The sequence below is a fragment of the Agriterribacter sp. genome (assembly GCF_035444585.1).
GTDB lineage: Bacteria > Bacteroidota > Bacteroidia > Chitinophagales > Chitinophagaceae > Agriterribacter.
In genome coordinates, this window is the sequence record NZ_DAOMOZ010000067.1 from 1 (window position 1) to 20676 (window position 20676).

Here is a 20676-nt window from a genome sequence, read left to right on the forward strand (position 1 = left end):
CATCACCCCTCATAATGCCGCCCTGGTAGGCTGTACCAAGCGATACAAAATATCTTACTTTGCCGGAACCGCCACGCATGGTGATGGACTGCCGGTTTTGTGGAGCAGGTGCGTCCACCAGTGCATCATACCAGTTCTCCGCTCTTCTTGTACCATTTTTAAATGCGTCAATCACTTCCTGCGGAAAATCGGGCGTGGTGCCTTCCAGTTCCCTTCTTTTGTTCAATACATCTATATATTCAAATACATCTCCTGACTTTACTTTTGCAGCAGGCGACTGCCATCCGAACGAGGTGCTAAAGTCAAATGCAGCTTTTCCGGACTTGCCCCGTTTTGTGGTGACCAGGATTACCCCACCGGCAGACTGTGCACCATAAATAGCTGCTGATGCGTCTTTTAAAACAGAGATGGATTCAATGTCGTTGGGATCCAAACGGTTCAAGCCATCCGGGTCTGCATTGGCCACGCCGTCTATTACGATCAGGGCGGAAGTATTCCTGTAGGTTTTGGCGCCCCTTACCAGTATCTGTGCATCATCAAAACCCGGGGCAGAGCTTTGCTGGGATACAAATAAACCGGGTAACCTGCCGGCTAAAGAATTGGATACAGAAAGATTCATTGACTTTTTTACCTCCGCGCCGGTTGTTTGTACCACGGCATTGGTAAGTTCTGATTTTCTTTGCGTACCATAACCCACCACAACCACATCTTCCAGGCTTTGTGAAGCAGACTCCAGCTGAATGTTCAGGTTTGACTGAGCGCCCACCCTTATTTCTTTGGTTGCGTAACCTACAAAAGAAAAAACCAGCGTGCTGCTTCTGCTCTTTACATTTAAGCTGTAATTTCCGTTTGCATCTGAAATAACACCGTTGCTGGTGCCTTTTTCAAGCACATTCGCCCCCGCTATGGCAACACCGTTCCCGTCTGTTATTTTACCGGAAACAGGTATGGCCTGAAAGTTAGAAGCATGGTCTGCACCCACGCCGGATGGTTCATCAGTGTGCTTTAGCGATCGTTCATTGTTGGCCGCCGGCGCGGCAAGTAAAAAAAAGGGGAACAGGAGTCCGCAAAGGATACAACCAGCTGTACGCCAATTGCGCGGCAGGAGTTTTAAGTTCATAACAAGCAATTAATTTTTTTTAAAAAAATCCGTTCAGTCAGCAAGTTTTTTAAGGGTATTCATTCTGTAACAGGGGCAGGTAATGCATAAGCAGCATGATAATGTTATGTCAACCACAGATCAGATATGTATATACATTTGTACTTAATTCAAATATAATAGAAAAAAATACAATTCACATTTTTTTTTGTTTATTTTTAGATCAGGAGCGTGCCGGCATGAATTACACGTATTGAAAGATTTTACAGGTTGCTTAATAAAATACTGATCCCCAGCAATTTGTATACTTGTCTGCTTTTTTACGATCCATCCCGGAATCCAAAAATTATTTTTAGTGAGCATTCCACAATCTTTATTGTCAAATGATCCGTGTATGAAATCCATTCTTTACTGCCTGCTCTTTTTTATTTTCTTTTCTTCCTGCAGGCAGGATGCAGCGCTTTTTCAATTGATATCTCCCGAACATTCCGGCATTCATTTCAATAATGAGATCGCAGAGAATGATTCTGTTAACCCTATTGACATAACCAATTTATACAATGGCGGTGGTGTTGGCGTTGGCGATTTCAATAATGACGGACTGCAGGATATTTATTTCACCGGGAATATGGTATCAAACCGGTTGTACCTGAATAAGGGAGACCTGCAATTCGCAGATATTACGAACAGCGCGGGAGCAGGCGGCGATGGCAGATGGTGCCGGGGGGTAGCCGTGGTGGACATTAATAATGACGGCTGGATGGATATGTACGTTTGCGTATCTATGAACAAAGATCCAGAAAGCAGGAAAAACCTGCTGTACATTAACCAGGGCCCGGACCGGAGCGGGCTGCCCTTCTTTAAAGAACAGGCTGCCGCTTATGGGTTGGATGACACTACACATTCAACCATGGCCGCTTTTTTTGATTATGATAACGATGGTGATCTCGACATGTACCTGTCGGTAAACGAAATCCCCCCAAACATAAACCCTTCGGTTTTTAAGCCCAAAATTACAGACGGCTCTTTTCCCAGTACGGGAAGGCTTTATAAAAACACGATGGACAGCCTGCCGGGGCATCCTGTATTTACGGATGTAACCCGGGAGGCAGGGCTCACTATTGAGGGTTATGCACATGGCGCCACCATTGCAGACATCAACAAAGACGGATGGAAGGATATTTTTGTGACCAACGATTTTATTGCAAACGATCTGCTGTACATCAATAACCATGACGGCACTTTTACAGACAAAGCCGCATCCTATCTTAAGCATACTTCTGCGAACGGGATGGGGCAGGATATCATAGACATCAATAACGACGGACTATCGGATATAATAGAGCTGGATATGAGCCCCGAAGACAATTACCGGAAAAAGATGATGCTGAATGCCGGCAGCTACCGGATCTACCAGCTTAATGATTTTTTTAAATACCAGGATCAGTATGTAAGGAATACGCTGCAGCTTAACCTGGGGCCGGTGGTAAACGCAAATGATTCAATCGGCGACCCGGTTTTCAGTGATATCGGCTTCTTTTCAGGCATCACGGAAACAGACTGGAGCTGGGCTCCGCTGGTTGCCGATTTTGACAATGACGGGCTCCGGGACATCATTGTTACGAACGGTTTTCCTAAAGATATAACAGATCACGACTTTATCGTTTACCGGCAGGAGCCTATGGCCATTGTTTCCAAATCTACCGTTCTGGCACAGATCCCGGAAGTAAAAATCCACAATTACGCTTTCCGTAATAACGGCAATTGCAGCTTTAGCGACGTGTCGGGCGATTGGGGCTTAAACAAAACTTCCTTTTCAAACGGCGGAGTATATGCAGACCTGGATAATGACGGCGACCTGGATATGATCATTAACAACATCAACGATAAGGCTTTCGTGTACAGGAATACATTAATGGATTCAAAAGAAAACAACAAGCATTATTTATCGGTGCAACTGGCAGGCGATAGCTTAAACCTAAACGGAACCGGCGCATGGATAGAGATCTATTATGGGAACAACTTACAGGTATACGAACAAACGCCCTACCGGGGTTACCTTTCTTCTGTACAGTTAAATCCTCATTTCGGACTTGACACCGTAACCCTGGTAGACTCGCTTGTTGTTAAATGGCCCGACGGAAGCAAAGAGCTGATAAAAAATGTACCGGCCAACCAAACCATACAGGTCAATAAAAAAAATGCAAAAGACAATTACAACTGGCGGCGCCCGGCTATAGCAGAGCGCACTTTATTTAAGGACGTTACGGCATCACTGGGTATTCAATATAAACATGCGCAAATGGATTATATTGATTTTAATATTCAAAAATTACTGCCCCACAAATTTTCGGAATATGGCCCGTCACTGGCTGCCGGGGATGTGAATGGCGATGGGTTGGATGATATCATTGCCGGTGGAAATTCTCTGTTTGCCACAACCCTTTTGTTACAACAGCACAACGGCTCATTTTTACAGAAAGCAATAACACAGCCAACCGAAATAAGGGATGTCCATTACCAGGATATGGGAACCATCCTGTTTGATGCAGACGGAGACGGCGATATGGATCTTTACCTGGCAAGAGGTGGATATGAAAGCAAGCCCAATACAGCGGCTTACCGTGACCAGCTTTTTAGCAATGACGGGAAAGGCAATTTTACAGCCGATTCCCTGGCGCTGCCACAGAATTATACAAGCAAGTCGTGCGTAAGGGCTGCAGATTACGATAAGGATGGAGACCCTGATCTTTTTATTGCCGGCCGGGTGGAGCCCTGGAGTTACCCTAAACCTGTATCGAGCTTTATTTACAGGAACGATTCCCGAAAGGGGCATATACAATTTTCTGATGTAACCGCCGAAGTTGCAAATGAACTAATCGATATCGGGCTGGTAAGCGATGCCCTGTTTACCGATTTTGACAATGATGGCTGGCCCGACCTGGTGCTGGCAGGCGAATGGATGCCGCTCACCTTCTTCAAAAACAACAACGGTGTTTTTAAAAATGTAACTGCCGGAACCGGGTTGTTAAACCAGGTGGGATGGTGGAACAGCATTGCAGCGGGTGATTTCGACAACGACGGCGATATGGATTATGTAGCGGGCAACCTGGGCCAAAATTCTTTTTATAGGGCCGGCGCACAGTACCCGGTATCGGTATATGCCAAAGATTTTGATCACAACAGCAGCTACGATGCCTTCCTGTCTTTATACCTGCCTGCCAGCCAGGATTCGCCCGTAAAAAAAGAGTTCCCGGCACACTTAAGAGACGATGCCATAAAACAGATGACATCCATGCAGGTAAGGTTCCGGGATTACAGATCGTATGCCAGAGCCACCATGGAAGGGTTGTTCACGCAAGAAGAGCTGAACGATGCATTGATATTAAAAGCAACGAACTTTGCATCATGTTATGTGAGGAATGATGGCAACGGTAAGTTCACCCTGGTCCCCCTCCCCTTTATGGCGCAGTTGTCGGCCCTGAATGGTATGATAGCAGACGATTTTGACGGGGATGGCAACCTTGATATAGTAATGAACACCAACGATCACGGATCGGAACTCACAACAGGCCGTTACGATGCCCTGAATGGTTTGATGCTGAAAGGAGACGGCAAAGGAAATTTCATTCCCCAATCCATCCTTGAAAGCGGCATCTTTATCGCGGGTAATGGCAAAGCGTTAATAAAATTGAGAGGCGCAAATGACAAATACCTGCTGGCAGCGGCACAAAACAGAGGCCCGCTGAAAGTACATACGCTTAAAAACGATATTATTAATATTCCTCTGCGGCCGCATGAAGTAAGCGCGGAACTGGTTTACAGGGATGGCAAAAAACAAAGGCGCGAATGTTATTACGGCTTTTCCTTTCTGTCGCAATCAGCAAGGTTTTTAAGTATTGATAAGCATATTGCCTCCGTAATCATTTCAGATAGCAAAGGCAGGACAAGGAAACTGGATTTTTAATTTATTTTTCCTGTTGCTATCTCCTGCTTTCAATGGTATATACAAAGCTGTCGGCCCTGTAAAAGCCCAGGTTGTATTCTATAGGACGGTCGCCCTGGTCAAAAACAAATCTTTTCCTGCACAGCACAGGTGCGCCTGGGGCAAGATTCAATTTGCCGGCAATGAATTTATCGGCTGCTCTTGCGGTAATTTCCTCCTTGGAAAGACTGGCTACCACCAGGTGATCCTTTTCCAGTATTTCATAAAGGGGCCGTTGAAAATCTTCCTTGCCGGTAAGTCCTACACGCGGATGAAAATAAGAAACGAAGTACACAAAAGGTCCTTCGGGGCGCCCCCTTAATCTTTCCATTTTCAGCACCTTTTTATTTGCCCTGATCTCAAAAAAATTGGCTACCGTTTCTTCCGGTCTTACCCAGCTCAGCTTAAGCTCAAAATTCTCAATGGGTATTTTCCGGGCAGCCATTTCCTGCGAAAAGCTCAGCCAGTTAACCGATTTTGAACTTACGATACTGTTGCTGACCTTGGTTCCGACGCCTTTTTTCCTTATAAGCAATCCTTCATATACGAGCTTATTAATGGCCAGTCGTAAAGTGGTTCGTGATATGGCCAGTTGCTTGGCAAGCTCAACTTCATTGGGCAGCAGCTTTCCTTTTGCGTATTGCGGGCTGCGTATGATCTTTCTTAAAAGCTCCTCCGCCTGTATGTGTAGTGGTATATGGTTTTTGTGATCAATTGAAAAGTTCATGTCTGAAATATTGGTGCAATATTACATTTTTTATAGACTGTAAATTAAGGGAACGATTTTTGAAAGTCACAAACTGGTATCACTTGAGCCGGCTTTAAATAAACCCCGGATAACCCCTTTATAACATAACAAATTTATACTTTTGAACGATGCAAACGTATAGCAGGTAGCTTGTGGTGCTCCGCGCAGCTATAGATGCGGCTCCCGGTTACAAGCTATGATAACGGCGGCATTAGCCTGGTTGCATCAACTGGCATTTAAGATGGATAAGCTACATACACTTTATTATTTTCTCGACCTTGCCGGTACCTTTGCATTTGCAATAAGCGGGGCAACGGCAGCAAGGCAACGGGGGCTTGACCTTTTTGGGATATGCGCTATCGCATTTACAGTGGCATGCGGCGGAGGGATCATCCGTGATCTCTGCATCGGCGCCATCCCTCCGGCAGGGTTAACCAACTGGCGTTATTTAGTAGCAGCAATAATTGCTGCCGGAACGACTATAGGCCTATATCCTTTTGTACGGAGGCTTAACCGGCCGGTATTGTTTTTTGATGCATTGGGACTGTCCTTATTTGCAGTAACCGGCGCACAGAAAACCCTGGCTTATGGTCACAATGCAGAAGTTGCCGTTCTTTTGGGAATTATTACCGCGGTTGGGGGCGGCGTGCTACGGGATGTGCTGCTCAACCGGATCCCCGTTATACTGGAAAAAGAAATCTATGCGTCTGCTGCCCTCGCAGGGGCCTCCATTGTGGTTGCAGGAAATTATTTAAACTGGCTGTCTGCCGACTGGATCTCCATTATTGCATTGATCGTTTGTCTGGGATTGCGTTTACTGGCGCTGCGTTATCACTGGAACCTGCCCGTGTATTCTAATGATAAAGCCGGGCATGACTGAGCTCAGTACCTATCCCACCCCAAGAAAAAAGTCAGCCCGTAAATGACTGATTTTCAAATGTATTTTTCTGACGTTGTGACCCTATTGGGTACAAAACTCGAACTCTTTTTGGAAGATCTAAGGCGATTAAACCAACTGAAATAGTCCGTATCAATACGATTTAGAAGTCAATCTAAGCCTGAACAGCGGAGTGTTCTATAATCTGTAACAGCTTTAGGGCTTTTTCAATTATTTTTTTAAGTCTTTTGATGTAGCTACTGCAATTACCCGTCCTTCACGACTTACAGCATTATAAAAGTGGTAAATTGTGTCATTCCACTTTATAACCCAGGGTTTATGGGCATACACCTCATCATAACTTTCTGAAGAAGCTATAAGGTCAGGACCTTTCCAATCTGTCCAGTTTATCAGATCATACGAACAGGCGAAGCGTTCAAAAGCGCCGGGTTTCCAGAATGCGCCAAAGTAGAACATCACATACACATCACCTATCTTTGCTATCTGTGCATCGCCGCAAATACCCTTCCTTTGTGTAATCAAGGGCTCTTTGCCATAGCGTTTCCACGTTCGCATATTATTAGAAACAGCCATTCCAATGCTCTCAAAATTCTCATTCCCTTTTGCATTATAATACATCACAAAGTTATGCCCGGTGTGTTTTTCTTTATCCCGGATGACCAAACTTTTATAAATGGTTTTGTTTTCAAACCACCTCACATCTTTATCTTCAGGAGATAAAAGCGGGGTATTATCCGTACTCCACCGAACTACTTCAGTTAATGTTCCGGAATTTGCCAAACCAATTTTTAATGTACCCGCTTCGTACCCTGAAGCGCTCCCGCCGAGGTAGGTCATCCAGTAGTTTCCCCTGTATTTCTCCACAGAATAGTCGCCTCCCCAATCAATGTTTACCAGTGACAGGTAACCGGCTTTCTGATTGGCATCCCAGGTATTTTCTGTAAACGATAGTATTTTCCCTTTCGATTCCCAATGAAGTAAATCATCGCTTTTTGCCAGCCATGTTTCGTAGCCCTGTCCATCAAAAACAATATAGGTCATATACCAGGTACCCTTTTCTTTAAAGATAGTTGGCGAGTCTATCATTTTTGTTGAATCAGGATGTTTGAACACCACACCATATTTATAAGGTGTTTTTACTTCATCATAGATTTTTTGCATCACGACATCTGAAACCTCTTTTTGCGCATATATTGAAACAGGAAGTGACAGTAACAGCGCGACAGTTTTTATTATATTTTTCATAACTGATCATAAGCATTTTAAAAATGAAATATCGCTTTATTTTTTTAACCGAATTTCTTTCGCCTTAATCCTGATACCTTTCAGCAATCATAATGGAACTATACGCTGCACCAACATTCAGCGCTCTTAGCCCCACCAGCCCTTCTCTAAACGAAGAATCAAATACTTTAATCTGTGGTTCTGATGCATTATTAAAAAATATCTTGATCAAATCATTTTCAGTTACAATAGTTAACCTGTAATCCAAATGCATGGCAAACGCCATGGGGGAAGAAGATAATAGTTTTGTTTTATCACCATCCAATTTTATAAGCACCAGGCTTTTATTTTCGATATCTATGCCGGCATAATACCCCTTCAGCGCTCCTGCATTACCTGCCGGGGCTGAAACCCTGAAAATCAGTCCGGCTCCTCCGGAACGCTCTTCAAATCTTATGTTTGATGAAAGCGTTACATTAGTATAGTTTGTAAAATTGCCATTGAATTTGTAGGAAAGCAAACTAACTGATTCTTTCCGTTTGTCCGGGACATATCTGCCTTCATGTACACTCCATATCCCCAACCACGGGATCCAGCCTCTTGCATCGGTAAAGGGCCGGTTATTTACAAAATCATCCGAAAAACCGGTCATTTCCATAATGCAAATGTTACTTATACCTGCTTTTCCTGGTTGCGGGTTGATGAATTTTATTGAATTGGAGCCTTTATTTAATGGAATATTCAAAGAAACGGTTTCAACAAAATCCCAGCCTTTTGTTGCCGGGAGCGCAACCCTAAGCTCAATATCGTTCACTAAAAGCTTTTGATAAGAGGTTGAACCAGATCCATTGACGTATTTTATTTTTAGCGTATAATATCCTGTTTTATTTATATCAATATGATTGAACAAAGCATTGCCCCACTTATCTTTCGTTTGTGGAAAATAAGTGGGATATTTATACCCAAGTGCATGAATATTCGCTATACCTGTTCTTGACTTCCCGTTGTGATTAAAAATAATCTTTACCTTCCTTGCATCAACCCATTCAAATATAGCTTTATTCATTGTGTTTCCAACCGGAAGCAAAGGTGTTTTAGCAACTCCTTCCGGGTCTTTAAAATTATCAGGACCTTTTGACGTTGAATATTTGATATGATAGCTTTCCGGGGCCTTTACTTTGCCGCTATCTTCGAACAGGTAAAGATTGATTTGATTTATTCTTTTAGCTTCTCCAAAATCTATAATAATATAATCGCGCTGGCTTGGGGAGCCCCAAAAAGTAAAGTGGTTGTTGGGCTTTGCATCATAAAATACTTTGTTGTCAATCGCCAGATAAATATTTTCTTTTGTTGTTGGGTTTATCTGTTCCCTAAGATATGAAGCCGTAACCTTAGGGTATGCACTATCATAACCCTCAAAAGGGTAAATACTCGAAGCAAAATTTACTTTATGTTCCGGCTGCGTTATGAATTTAGGTGTTACCTGAACTTTAACCCTGGTTAGTTTCTTAGCATACGTACTTAATATCCCATCAACAAATACGCTTAACCCGCTTCTGACTTCTTCTTTCTGCTTTAATTTATACCGACTTCCATCGCTTCTTACATCGTAAACAACTGTTATTTGCCTGTTCTTGAAGGGCGCATCTTCAATACAAAAATGATCCCATGTTTCCGGAATTTGCGGACTTACGAAAAGTTCATTTTTAGCATTCAATCTTATCCCAATAAGCCCCGATATGATCAAATCAATATAAGTAGAATGAAGATAATGTTCACTTCGTTCGTCAATATCACAAATCCATTGGTTTTTATCGGGATGAAATGATTCTGCAACATACGGTGAACCTCTTTTATACTGTTGCAATGCATATTTTTTCAATTCATCATAATAAAATTCCTTTGTTACCTTCCCTTTGTGTTCGTAATCATGCAGAACATTGGCCATGGCGGTAAGTGTAAGAGAACTTGCAAAAGGCCATGAGGGGCCATTCCACTGACATGTGTTTGGTTTGTAATCATAAAAATAGTAGGAACTGGATTTTTCTATGGTCCTCATCCCATAATCCCCTTTAAAGCCATTAACCGAATCGTTTAACTTGTTCCAGGCAGTAATGTAAGCGGAATTGTCATCCGGGATGTTAAAATACCAGGGAACAAACCCAATGAGTTCAGATGCTGGTGCATTCAACCCGTCACGCTTAATTTTTTCAATAAAAAAATGATCATCTGCGCTCCACAATGATTTTAAAATATGGGATTTTATATCCATTGCCTTTGTAGAGAACTCACTTGCTATTATCGTATCGCCCGAAAGGGTAGCTATTTTTTCAATCGTTTTTGCAAGTGCGTATGCATAGCTATTTACACTGGGGCGATAGGTTTTTTCAAAATTATTATTATACTTATAAGCTGTTGAATTATTTTCCATAGCATCTTCCTGGGGAGTAAGCCAAAACAGTCCAATGTCAGGATCAAAATATTTTTTATAACGAATATTCCAGAGATTGATCAATGAATATAATTTGGATATAATAAAAGCAGTATCACCTGAAACTAAATAGTAAGCGTATGCTGCAGCTCCTATCCAGTCGCTGTACTCCAGTAACCGGCCGTTTCCCTCCAAAAAAAAATTAATATAGTCTTCCACATACCTGCTGTCTCTTAACCATTTACTTTCATTAATTACGTGTCCGGCTGCAGCGTTTATAGCTGAATACGTATTTTTCAGGTATATGTCATTTCCCCTCCAACCATCTCCTTTAATAAATTCAGAAAATGTATAGCCGTTCTCTGTTAGCCGTAAATGGCTTTTTAACACACGCCACCTGTAATAATAAACCTGCCTGATTTTGTTACCTCCGTCTTCATCGGGGCAGTCAAAAAAAGGGATATTATTCCTGTACCAGTCAAAATCTCCATCTTTGTCCAGATTTGCAGGAGTTAGAAAATCCTTTGGAATAAGAACTTCTGTGGATGAGGTGTATCCTTCCGCAACATCATTCAATCCGCTATCTATCTGCGCTATAGCAGAAGTGAGCATAGAGAATATGGATAGGTAAACTAAATAGATGAGTTTCATACCTAATGAACGAAGTGGCTTGTTAATAACCCTGGTTTTGAATTAAATTGGGATTCGCATCTAAAGCTGATTGCGGAATCGGAAAGATTTTTCGATAGTTGCCGTTCGGCTTGTGGGATAACCAGCTTTTTGTAGTATATGTGCCGAACCTGATCATATCTCTTCTCCTTGTAAACTCATAAACAAATTCATAGCCAAGCTCATCATAAAAACCGCCGAATTCAACTGGTGATGTATCTCCCTGGTCTACGATTTTATAATCCTCCACATAACCATATTTATATTTTGAGTCTCCCGTTAACTGAGCGCCGGTAACCTGTGCTTTTCCCGGATTGTTCTTAAATGCCCTTTGTCTTACCTGAGTTACAAGATCGGCCGCTTCATCAGCTTGTCCTTTTCTTAATAAACATTCTGCCTTCATCATTAAAACCTGTGCATACCGAAAGATAATAACGTCATTGTTCATGGGATTGCTTGCTCCCATTTCCGGCTTATACTTTATTATTCTAAAACCTTCATCTTCTCCGGTATATATACCGTTTGGAAGGTCTTTTGAGTAATTCAATTGCTGACCTGTTTTTTCATAAACGCATAACAGCGGGGTCACACCATCAGATGCGTATTGTAATCCATTTTCCCATGTAGCATTATAGCGGGCATCCTCAGGATCCCAGGTATCAATGAACTGAGAAACAGCTTTTACACTCGAAGCTCCATACATTCCTGTTCTTAAATCGTATTTATCCTTTGATGATGTATGCAAAGTAGCATTTATAAACATGCTTCCTCCATTAATTTCATCGCACGGTGCGGCTAATATCGTTTCCCTGGAATTTTCATTGTCCGCATCGAAACAGTCAGCAAAATTGGGTTCAAGACTATACTTTCCGGAGGAAATGATATCATTACATTCAGCAATGCATTTGTCTAATTCTGCAGTGCCATTATATTCTTTGGCATTCAGATATAAGTTGGCTAATAATGCTTTGGCGCTCCATTTATTAATCCGTCCGTACATTTGAATGTTATTTTCGGGGCTTAGATGCTCAATAGCATTATTGATATCTGAAACAATATTTGTATATATAGTTGCCCGTTCTGTTTTAACAGGGAGTTCTTGTGTTGAAGCTGTTATAAACGGCACATCACCAAAGTTGTCGATCAGAAGCCAATAATATAAAGCCCTCACAACTGTAATCTCTGCAATTAAGGATTCTCTGCTTACATTTGGAGGCACAGGAATACTCTCTGCAGCAAGTTGTTCTATTATTCTGTTTGAAAGGAGAACTCCCCGGTAACCAAACGACCATAAATCAGCGAGGTGTCCCTGTTCTGCATTCCAGCTATGTTGGTGTAATCTTAAATACGTTCCTCCATCGCTCCACCCTGAAGCATTGGCAGGCTGCACTAAAGCATCTGTTGTAAACTCCTGTAATCCCGAGTAACCCCATAAGCTATGCCAACCCCTCATATGGGCATACACAGAACCTATAATATTATAAACTTCTTCACTCTTATAATTGTAACCTTTTTCTGTCAAATCAGAAAAAACCTCTTCGGAAAGATTTTTGCTGCACCCGCAGAATCCTACCGTAATGATAATTGAAATTATAGATAATATTTTTTTCATTTTTTTTCATTTTAAAATTTAAATGAAGCTCCCAGCGTATATGTTCTTGTTGAAGGATATCTATCCCTGTTATCCATCCCCGGGCTTAATCCCAGACTATTTACTTCCGGGTCTATTCCGCTATAACCTGTAATGGTAAATAGGTTTGATCCTGACGCATAAATCCGGCAACTTTTCATTGGCCCCTTCAAGAAATTATGTGTAAATCCCAATGTGATATTATCTATCTTCCAGAAATCTCCATTTTCGATATAATAACTTAAATATTGAAGCTCCTGCAAATCATTAAGTGGTCTTTTCCCATAAACATTATCATAGGAGTTTTTCATAATATTACCACGCGCCAGGCTGACCGGCACACTATAAAACATTTCCGGCGTATTCAGTATTTGATAACCAAAGGCACCCCGCATTGTAACAGTTAGATCAAAGTATTTGTAGTTTACTGTATTATTCCAGTTCAAATAATTTTTTGGCAATCCATTTCCCAGTATTTTTTTGTCATCAGGCTGCTGATCATAAATTGATTTTGACTTTCCGTCTTTATCTTCAATAATCCAGTAGCCGTTATCATCAATTCCAACAGATTTATATCCCCAAAAATTACCTAATGCCTCTCCTTCCCTTACAATATGCGTGGTGCTCTGTATCGGCTCTCCGGTACTACCCGTGTAAAAGAAGCCTCCTTCCAATTTGAAATCTTTATTCGACAACGAAATCACTTTATTCTTATTGGTAGAAAAATTCAGGTTGGTATTCCACTCAAAATTTGGTCCTTTTATGATATTGGCATTTATCTGTATCTCAATACCTTTATTTTCCATTGAGCCGGCATTAGCAAGAACACTTGGAAACAGATAAGGAGGCATTGGAACCTTGTATTCCCATAAAAGATCTTTGGTATTTCTCTTATAAATATCAATTGCCCCGGTTATCCTGTCTTTTAGAAACCCGAAATCTACTCCTATATTAATTTCTTCTTTGGTTTCCCATCTAAGATCAGGATTTGCATTGGAAGAGGGCTGGATAACCGAGATCCATTGCCCGTTATAAAAGTATTTGCCACCATATGAAAGCCGGCTCAATGAAGTATAAGAAGCTGAAGGTACCGTGCCCGTAACTCCAAAACCAGCTCTTAGCTTCAATAAACTTAAAAGCGTTATGTCTTCCATAAAAGATTCCTTTGAGATATTCCATCCCACAGAAACTGAAGGGAAAAGTCCCCATTTATTGTTTTCACCAAATTTTGATGAGCCCTCATACCTCAAGCTGGTATTAAGAAAGTATTTGTTACTAAGATTATAATTAAGCCGGCCAAAATATCCAATCAATTTTGATTTTTCTTTATAAGAGCCCATGCCCGCCCTGCCCTCAGACAAGGCCTTTCCCAAAGCCATATTATTATAAGAATATAACTCACTTGGAAAATCATAGTTATTCATCGAAAACTCTTCATACGCGTTTTGCTGAAAGCTGTAACCAACAAGAACAGTAAGGCTATGATCCCTGAATGTATTCACATAGTTGGATGTAATTTCCATAAAATCATTCATGTCCCGGTAACTGTCGCGGCTCGCATACCCTGTTCTTTTGAGATTGAGGCTGTTAAAATGATTAAATGATTCAGCGTATCCTGCAATTCCGTTAGAAATTTCTTTCGAGGCCAATACTGCAACTGATAGATTGTTAAAGGGCCGGATAGTAATTGTTACTGATGGTTTAAAATTGGTGATCTTATTTTCGCTTTTCGTTTCTTTAATCAAACCCATCGGATTGGGTGTGTAGGTAGAAACATGCTCTGTCCAGTTTCCATTTGCATCTTTTACCGGATCTGTCGGATTATAAATCAGGGCATGCCGGTAAATATCTCCTCTTATCCCATTAAAATATTTTTGATCGAATCCCATCAGACTACCGTAAATTTTTAATTTTCCGTTTAACATGGAATGATTAGCACGAATATGATAATTCAAAACATCATTATCAGATTTCTGCACCAATCCATCCAGCGCCTTATAATTTATATTCATCAAATAATTTGTATTCGCATTTCCTCCTTTGATACTTATATTATGTGTTTGCGAAATGGGTTTCCGAAATATTTCATCCAGCCAATTTGTATTTGAACCATAATCAATGGCTCCGTTTTTGCCCGCTTGCGCTAATTTCCTGTATTCATCAGCATCCATAAAATCCAGAGTCTTCGTTATGCGTTGTGTAGAAACATAACTATGCAATTCAACAGTAGCCGCAACCTTTCCGTTGTTTTTTTTCGTTGTAATAAGTATAACACCATTAGTACCCCTTGTTCCATAAATTGCTGCGGCAGAACCATCTTTTAATACGCTTATTGACTGGATATCGTCCGGAGCCACATCTGTTAGTGATCCAGGGATACCATCAATTACAACCAAAGGCTGTGTACCCGAAGCCAGGGTGGAAATTCCACGTAATACAATTTGAGAAACGCTGAGCGGATTAGCATCCGGATTGATAACAGTAAGCCCGGCTACTTGCCCTTTAATCAATTGAGCGGCATCATTTATTGCCCCATTTACAAAGTCATCTGATTTTATGCTGGATACAGCATTTGTTAGCTCTATTTTTTTTTGACTGCCATATCCTACCACAACTATATCATTCAACCCGGAAACATCTAACTCCAATATAACGTTGATTTCAGTTTCCTTCCCTACTGTTACTGTCTTTGTCTTGAATCCAACGCTTGAAATTTCCAGCACAATATTTTTATCATCCGGAGCAGTTAGCGTAAATCGTCCGTTGGCATTTGTGGCAACTCCAATCTTAGTGGCTGTAACCAATACCGATACATTTTGGAGAGGTTCGCCCCGCTCATTGACCACTCTTCCATGAATTTCAATTGGCGGTAGCAGAAGTGTTTTTGTGCTCACGGAAGCAATACCGGCTGCTGCGGGCTCCAGGGGCTGTAACACAATGGTTTTGTCAATTATCTTATAAGTGAAAGGCTGGGTAGAAAAACAGATGGCAAGCGCTTCCTGAAGAGAGGAGTTTTTCACATGCACACTCACCTTCCTTGCCTCTTTCAGTATCGTTTCGGTATACATGAATGTATAACCGGTTTGTTTCCTGATCTCACGGAATACTCTTTCCAAAGGAGCATTCCTGACATTCAGCGTAATTCCCTGGGAACTGACATGCGCACTTATCTGCAGGCAGCATGCGAGGAGCAGGATGGTTACGAAATTCATAATTCGCAGCGTTTTGATAACAAGCCGCTGATTAAAATACAGCGGCCTATAAAAGGAATTTGGCATAACTTTGTTTAGTTTGAGTTGATGAAATAGTAAAACAGCATCAATTGTTTTTATTAATACTGAGTCAGCTCAGATGCTTGGCCAGTTCCTGTTCCAGAGGAGCTGGCTTTTTCTTAAGCTGGACTCAATCTTTCCAACCTTTAATTGAGATACGAAATTAATTTTACGGTGTTACCCTGATTGTTTTTCCTTCAATGCTAAATTGCACAGACCTGGTTGCCTCCAGCATTTTCAGCAGCATGGAAACATTCGTGCTCCTCGACACCTCAGCGTAAAATTTTTCGGTCACCTGTTTTTCAAAAATTACATCCACGTCGTACCACCGGGATACCTGTCGCATAATGCTTTCAATGCCTGCTCCTTTAAAAGAAAATAAATCATTCTTCCAGGCCATCACCTCATCTGTATCAACCGAATTCACCAGTTTAATATCCCCACCTTTCCCCACCTGTGCCTGCTCTCCCGGCCCGATCACTTTAGGCTGCCGGCTGTAGATGGTACCCACACTTACGCTTCCCTCTAACAAGGTCACATTCAAGGAATGTTCATCATCGTATGCATTCACATTAAAATGAGTGCCCAGCACCTGCACTGTTGTTCCATCTTTGCTTACAATAAAAGGTGTAACAGGATCATGTGCTACTTCAAAATAGGCCTCACCGGTTATTTCAACTTTTCTTTCATTACCTGTAAATGCGGTTGGGTACCTCAGGGAACTTGCTGCATTCAGCCAAACTTTGCTGCCGTCAGCCAGTGTTAAACCAATGACTTTGCTGCCTCTCGGATTGCTCAGTGTATTGTATTGAATTTCTTTACTGGTACCCCTATAAGAGATTTGCCCATCCGGCAACTTCATCACTTTTACTGATCCCTGCACCGCCAACATCCCGGTTCCCGTACTATCTAAAATGATGCGTTGCCCATTATCTAAAGTAAGTACCGCATTAACCGCGTCAGGCGCCGCGATATCATCCATTTTTATTTGCTCAATACTTGTCAATTCCTTTTGATCATTTCCTTTATGGGCCGTAAAAAAATAATACCCTGTTCCCGCCAACAAAACTATTGCTGCTGCAGCCCAGCGTATCCATGTCATTTTTCTTACTACCGGCCGAATATTCCTGGCATTTGTTTCTTTTAAAACCTGCTGGTACAATCGTTCCCAGTCTACCTCTAAAGCCGCATCACCGAAATGATCAGAAGATACCAGCTTTTCAATATGCTCCTTTACAGGCTTTTTATTTCCTTTTATCACCCAGGTAAAAAGCTCCTGTTCTTCTTCGGGTGAGGCTTTGCCCTCCGAATAAATTTCTAACAAATATGCTACCCTGGTCTTTGAAGCCCCCATACTGTTTTTTTATTTGGAAATACTCTTCCCCTTATCATCTATGATGAAGGAGAGAATGAAAATGTACCAGTGATGTAAAAATAATTTTAAGTAAGACAGAAACCACTACAGCAGGAAAGGAGGAAGACAAGTGTTTCCTGTGGTTTTTATAATGCCTTTGCGGCATCATTTGAAGTAAACAACTACCTGTAAAAGAATGCCTATACCGGAACTTCCCGGATTTAATACCGGTTTCAAAAATTTATACATACATCCAGATAACGGCCCATATTACAGCAGAGGCCTCCTTTTTAAGGCAAACCCGCAGATATTCTACCGCAGCAGCAAGATGATTCCTTACGGTATTAGGAGAAATGTTTAACCGCCTGGCTATCTCTTCCCTGCTTATTCCTTCCTGCTTGGCCAACTGGTAGACGATCTTCTGCTGAGGAGGAAGCCCACTGATCACTTTTTCGAGAATTATCCTGTACTCTTTTTCGAGTAATAGGGTCTCAACCGGATTTTCACTCACCTCCACCGCCTGCACCATCTTTGATTTTAATTGCCTGTCCTGCGCAAGCTTTCTAAAATGCGCATATATGCAGTTATGAAGAATGGTGAAAATATATCCTTCCGGATTTTTTGCCCGGACTGCTAACTTTCTTTTTACCCAAAGCGTAACAAAAACTTCCTGAACAATTTCTTCAGCAACACCTGCAATATGCGTCATCTTAAAGGCAACCCTATAAAAGGGTGCTTTATAATGATCAAAGACCCTGCGAAAAGCCGCTTCATCGTCTTGCGACACCTGCTGCAGCAATATAGTAATATCGTATGGCAATGCTTGTAGTATGTTAGTTTAGCGTATAAAGCTAATAAAATTATGGATACTATAATTGAAGAAGCCGAAAAAGCGCGGTTGGAGCGCTGGAGTGTTCTACTGCGGTCTGTACCGGGTCGCTTAAACGGATTGAAATCATGGGAGCAGACGGCACCGCGGTACCGGAAGAAAAAACAATCACAAAACCATGAGCCATATACAGGAATTAACAGATTTAAGACAGATAAGCCAACTTACATTTCATCAAACAATTCTTTTTTCACTAACTCATAAGCAACATTGTGGTCATATACTTCACCAGGACGAATTAAACCAACAATATCGCCTACGAAATATTTATCTTGTAATTTCAATTCCAAATTCTGTATAAACTCCTTTTGAGAAGGGATATTTCCAACACTAAACTTCATATACTTCCGATAGCAGTTAAGCATAAATTCTACATTCAATTTGCTTTTAGTGATCGCCTGATACAAATCGTATAAATCACGCCCTTTACGCCGTTGATCCAAAGCACGGATTTTTGTTCCAAGTAGTTCTTCCAACTTATATGTGGTTAAAGAACATGAACCTTCAAACCAATTTGACTGTACGCTAAAATCTTTCTTTTCCCAGTCCAGTTCCGCAAAATGTTCCCTGCAATTTATTTCAATCTTCAACCGTAATGGTACAACCGGGGCTATCTCAGATTCAAACCTGAATTTCATTGTAGCCATTGTATCACCAACCTCAACTTTTGCTTTGCCAATGAACTCAAGTACCGTCCTAAGCCTGTCCAATATTTCGCCTATTGGCTCTGCTTTCATTTGCACCAGGTCTATATCTTCAGAATAACGTGGTTGCGGTTGTAGATACAATTTATGTAATGCTGTGCCACCTCGAAACGCTAAATGCCCGGCTAAATAATCGTCATTGAATATTTCCACCAATGCACGGCATATTACCAAATCCTGCTCAATCTGTTCATTGGTTCGCCATGCAACTGTATTGCTCCATTCTATAATATCGCTTTGTGGTATCATTCGTCAATTTCAATTGCTGTGTTCACTATCACTTTCCATCGTTCATCTGATGGATAACCTTTTTTTATCGCTGATGTTTTTAGAGGAATACGGAAAAAATCAAGTCCCGCTTTCTGGCTTACTTCGTAAAGATGCTTGCCAATATCTTTCTTTAAGATTACTTCCAATAAAAAGCCTAACCTTTGAATAGCTGCAACAGGCACTTCTTGTAAAAACTGTTCAGTTATTTGTTCTTGCTTTATAGCTTCTGCCAATTCATTTAAAACAGTAGCCGCCCTGTCAAGCCCACCAACCCGCTTATCAAACTGCACCAAATCCATTGCTGTCAATGCGGGGTTAGATATGCTGATAGAACCTGTTTCAGTTTTCCTTTTTTCCAAATACAATTCAGGCACTTCCTTTTTACTTATATAATTTATCCTGATACCCTTTTTGATTGTTGGTCGTAATGCCGGGAAATTGGTAACTACAAAATATTCCTGCGGTTGCTGATGTGCTGCACCATGAAATGCAGCGGCATTTAATAAACCCACATAGTAAGGTCTTTCCAAAAATTTCATCAGCCCGTCGATGAACAATGCAGGCGGCAAGACGCCTCTGGAAGCATATTGAGAAGTAATGATTAAATAATAGCCTTTATGTATGGATATTATTTTCTTTTTTCCCACCAATCTTGTTAGCTTCAGCTTAATGGCTGCTTCTGTATCATTGGCAAAAGCATTCCTAACCTTACTAAGGCTAAAAGAATGTCTGCCCTTTGATGCAAGATTTTCTACCCAATCATTTATTGATAAATAGGCTTCCAAAGAGTAAAATTTTGCGAAAGGTATCATTTTTTGATAACTTTTGCAAAAAATCACTCTTACATAATTAACCATAATCATGTCTTACCCGTAAAGATTTCAATACTTCCGTTCAACAGCAACACCACAGATTTTATTTTAAAAAAGAAACTATGAATAGAAAGAATATCGGAGATAATCCTCCTGAAACCACAGGTAAGATGACGCCATCTCAGGTAATGAATATTGGCAAAGCATGGAGCAGCTGTAACAGAATACAGAAGATGAAGTCGAAATTATTTTAGACTTTGTAACGAAACTGACAAAGATTGCAGTTGACCAGTATTTTAGGCTGGGGAAAAAAGCTTTTGAAGATTAGTTTTATTATCAATCAACCCTTTTGGTGCTCGAACTCAATTATAAGTTCTATATTAGTTGATTATGATTTTCCGGGTTTGTCAGGGATCAATGATCGAACACAAAAAAGCCTTCAAAATAAAAGACTTTGAAGGCTTAACCGTTAAATCGTGACCCCGCAGAGACTTCCCGCCCATTTTCTGTCGTAACAAAATAGTGAACCTTGTCAATGTAATCTTTTTAGCCAATGAATCCCCCTGGCGGGATAAACTTCTCGCTCTGCTTTTTGCAAAGCAAAAAAATCCCGGCAATTGCATGCCGGGATTGGATCCACTGCGTGACCCCGCAGAGACTCGAACTCTGGACCCGCTGATTAAGAGTCAGC

Annotated in this window: 13 protein-coding genes; 3 read left to right on the top strand and 10 right to left on the bottom strand. The window is 41.2% G+C overall.

The annotated features are described in order from the left end of the window. The coding region (locus tag PLH26_RS09310; protein WP_324585741.1) for a carboxypeptidase-like regulatory domain-containing protein at positions 1 to 1120 on the bottom strand (1120 nt) is incomplete at its 3' end. 373 nt (positions 1121 to 1493) lie between these two features. On the opposite strand from PLH26_RS09310, the gene PLH26_RS09315 reads away from it, so the two are divergent. Further along, positions 1494 to 5066 carry a VCBS repeat-containing protein gene (locus tag PLH26_RS09315; protein ID WP_324585742.1) on the top strand — a complete coding sequence of 1191 codons (3573 nt, stop codon included), beginning with the start codon at positions 1494 to 1496 and terminating at the stop codon, positions 5064 to 5066. Between the two features lie 16 nt (positions 5067 to 5082). On the opposite strand, the gene PLH26_RS09320 is transcribed toward PLH26_RS09315, so the two are convergent. After that, on the bottom strand, positions 5083 to 5811 hold the full coding sequence (locus PLH26_RS09320) for a GntR family transcriptional regulator (RefSeq protein WP_324585743.1): 729 nt from the start codon (positions 5809 to 5811) through the stop codon (positions 5083 to 5085). Between the two features lie 262 nt (positions 5812 to 6073). Here PLH26_RS09320 and PLH26_RS09325 point away from each other — a divergent pair, with 262 nt between their 5' ends. Further along, a complete protein-coding gene (locus PLH26_RS09325; RefSeq protein ID WP_324585744.1) occupies positions 6074 to 6712 on the top strand; it encodes a trimeric intracellular cation channel family protein in 639 nt (212 codons plus the stop codon). A 228-nt stretch (positions 6713 to 6940) separates the two neighbouring features. Here PLH26_RS09325 and PLH26_RS09330 read toward each other — a convergent pair whose 3' ends face one another. From PLH26_RS09330 to PLH26_RS09365, 8 genes are all read right to left on the bottom strand, one after another. Continuing rightward, positions 6941 to 7891 carry a glycosylase gene (locus PLH26_RS09330; RefSeq protein WP_324585745.1) on the bottom strand — a complete coding sequence of 317 codons (951 nt, stop codon included), beginning with the start codon at positions 7889 to 7891 and terminating at the stop codon, positions 6941 to 6943. A 148-nt stretch (positions 7892 to 8039) separates the two neighbouring features. Beyond that, positions 8040 to 11036 carry an MGH1-like glycoside hydrolase domain-containing protein gene (locus PLH26_RS09335; protein ID WP_324585746.1) on the bottom strand — a complete coding sequence of 999 codons (2997 nt, stop codon included), beginning with the start codon at positions 11034 to 11036 and terminating at the stop codon, positions 8040 to 8042. 22 nt (positions 11037 to 11058) lie between these two features. Further along, a complete protein-coding gene (locus PLH26_RS09340) occupies positions 11059 to 12666 on the bottom strand; it encodes a RagB/SusD family nutrient uptake outer membrane protein (protein WP_324585747.1) in 1608 nt (535 codons plus the stop codon). 11 nt (positions 12667 to 12677) lie between these two features. After that, a complete protein-coding gene (locus tag PLH26_RS09345; protein ID WP_324585748.1) occupies positions 12678 to 15896 on the bottom strand; it encodes a SusC/RagA family TonB-linked outer membrane protein in 3219 nt (1072 codons plus the stop codon). Positions 15897 to 16125: 229 nt separating this feature from the next. Continuing rightward, the gene (locus tag PLH26_RS09350; protein ID WP_324585749.1) at positions 16126 to 17310 is read right to left on the bottom strand and encodes a FecR family protein; all 1185 of its coding nucleotides are present in this window, start codon (positions 17308 to 17310) and stop codon (positions 16126 to 16128) included. 241 nt (positions 17311 to 17551) lie between these two features. Continuing rightward, positions 17552 to 18130 carry an RNA polymerase sigma factor gene (locus PLH26_RS09355; protein ID WP_324585750.1) on the bottom strand — a complete coding sequence of 193 codons (579 nt, stop codon included), beginning with the start codon at positions 18128 to 18130 and terminating at the stop codon, positions 17552 to 17554. A gap of 233 nt (positions 18131 to 18363) precedes the next feature. Then, positions 18364 to 19152 carry a nucleotidyl transferase AbiEii/AbiGii toxin family protein gene (locus tag PLH26_RS09360; protein WP_324585751.1) on the bottom strand — a complete coding sequence of 263 codons (789 nt, stop codon included), beginning with the start codon at positions 19150 to 19152 and terminating at the stop codon, positions 18364 to 18366. Next, on the bottom strand, positions 19149 to 19958 hold the full coding sequence (locus PLH26_RS09365; RefSeq protein WP_324585752.1) for a type IV toxin-antitoxin system AbiEi family antitoxin domain-containing protein: 810 nt from the start codon (positions 19956 to 19958) through the stop codon (positions 19149 to 19151). The genes PLH26_RS09360 and PLH26_RS09365 overlap by 4 nt, the downstream gene beginning before the upstream one ends. 149 nt (positions 19959 to 20107) lie before the next feature. Between PLH26_RS09365 and PLH26_RS09370 the strand changes: the two genes are divergently transcribed. After that, the gene (locus PLH26_RS09370) at positions 20108 to 20239 is read left to right on the top strand and encodes a hypothetical protein (protein WP_324585753.1); all 132 of its coding nucleotides are present in this window, start codon (positions 20108 to 20110) and stop codon (positions 20237 to 20239) included. Positions 20240 to 20676: the final 437 nt, after the last annotated feature.

Bases quoted from the DNA above. Each gene is read 5' to 3' on its own strand.
- PLH26_RS09340 (WP_324585747.1), bottom strand. From the start codon at position 12,666: ATGAAAAAAATATTATCTATAATTTCAATTATCATTACGGTAGGATTC.
- PLH26_RS09315 (WP_324585742.1), top strand. From the start codon at position 1,494: ATGAAATCCATTCTTTACTGCCTGCTCTTTTTTATTTTCTTTTCTTCC.
- PLH26_RS09360 (WP_324585751.1), bottom strand. From the start codon at position 19,152: ATGATACCACAAAGCGATATTATAGAATGGAGCAATACAGTTGCATGG.
- PLH26_RS09320 (WP_324585743.1), bottom strand. From the start codon at position 5,811: ATGAACTTTTCAATTGATCACAAAAACCATATACCACTACACATACAG.
- PLH26_RS09345 (WP_324585748.1), bottom strand. From the start codon at position 15,896: ATGAATTTCGTAACCATCCTGCTCCTCGCATGCTGCCTGCAGATAAGT.
- PLH26_RS09350 (WP_324585749.1), bottom strand. From the start codon at position 17,310: ATGGGGGCTTCAAAGACCAGGGTAGCATATTTGTTAGAAATTTATTCG.
- PLH26_RS09370 (WP_324585753.1), top strand. From the start codon at position 20,108: ATGAATAGAAAGAATATCGGAGATAATCCTCCTGAAACCACAGGTAAG.
- PLH26_RS09335 (WP_324585746.1), bottom strand. From the start codon at position 11,036: ATGAAACTCATCTATTTAGTTTACCTATCCATATTCTCTATGCTCACT.
- PLH26_RS09330 (WP_324585745.1), bottom strand. From the start codon at position 7,891: ATGCAAAAAATCTATGATGAAGTAAAAACACCTTATAAATATGGTGTG.
- PLH26_RS09325 (WP_324585744.1), top strand. From the start codon at position 6,074: ATGGATAAGCTACATACACTTTATTATTTTCTCGACCTTGCCGGTACC.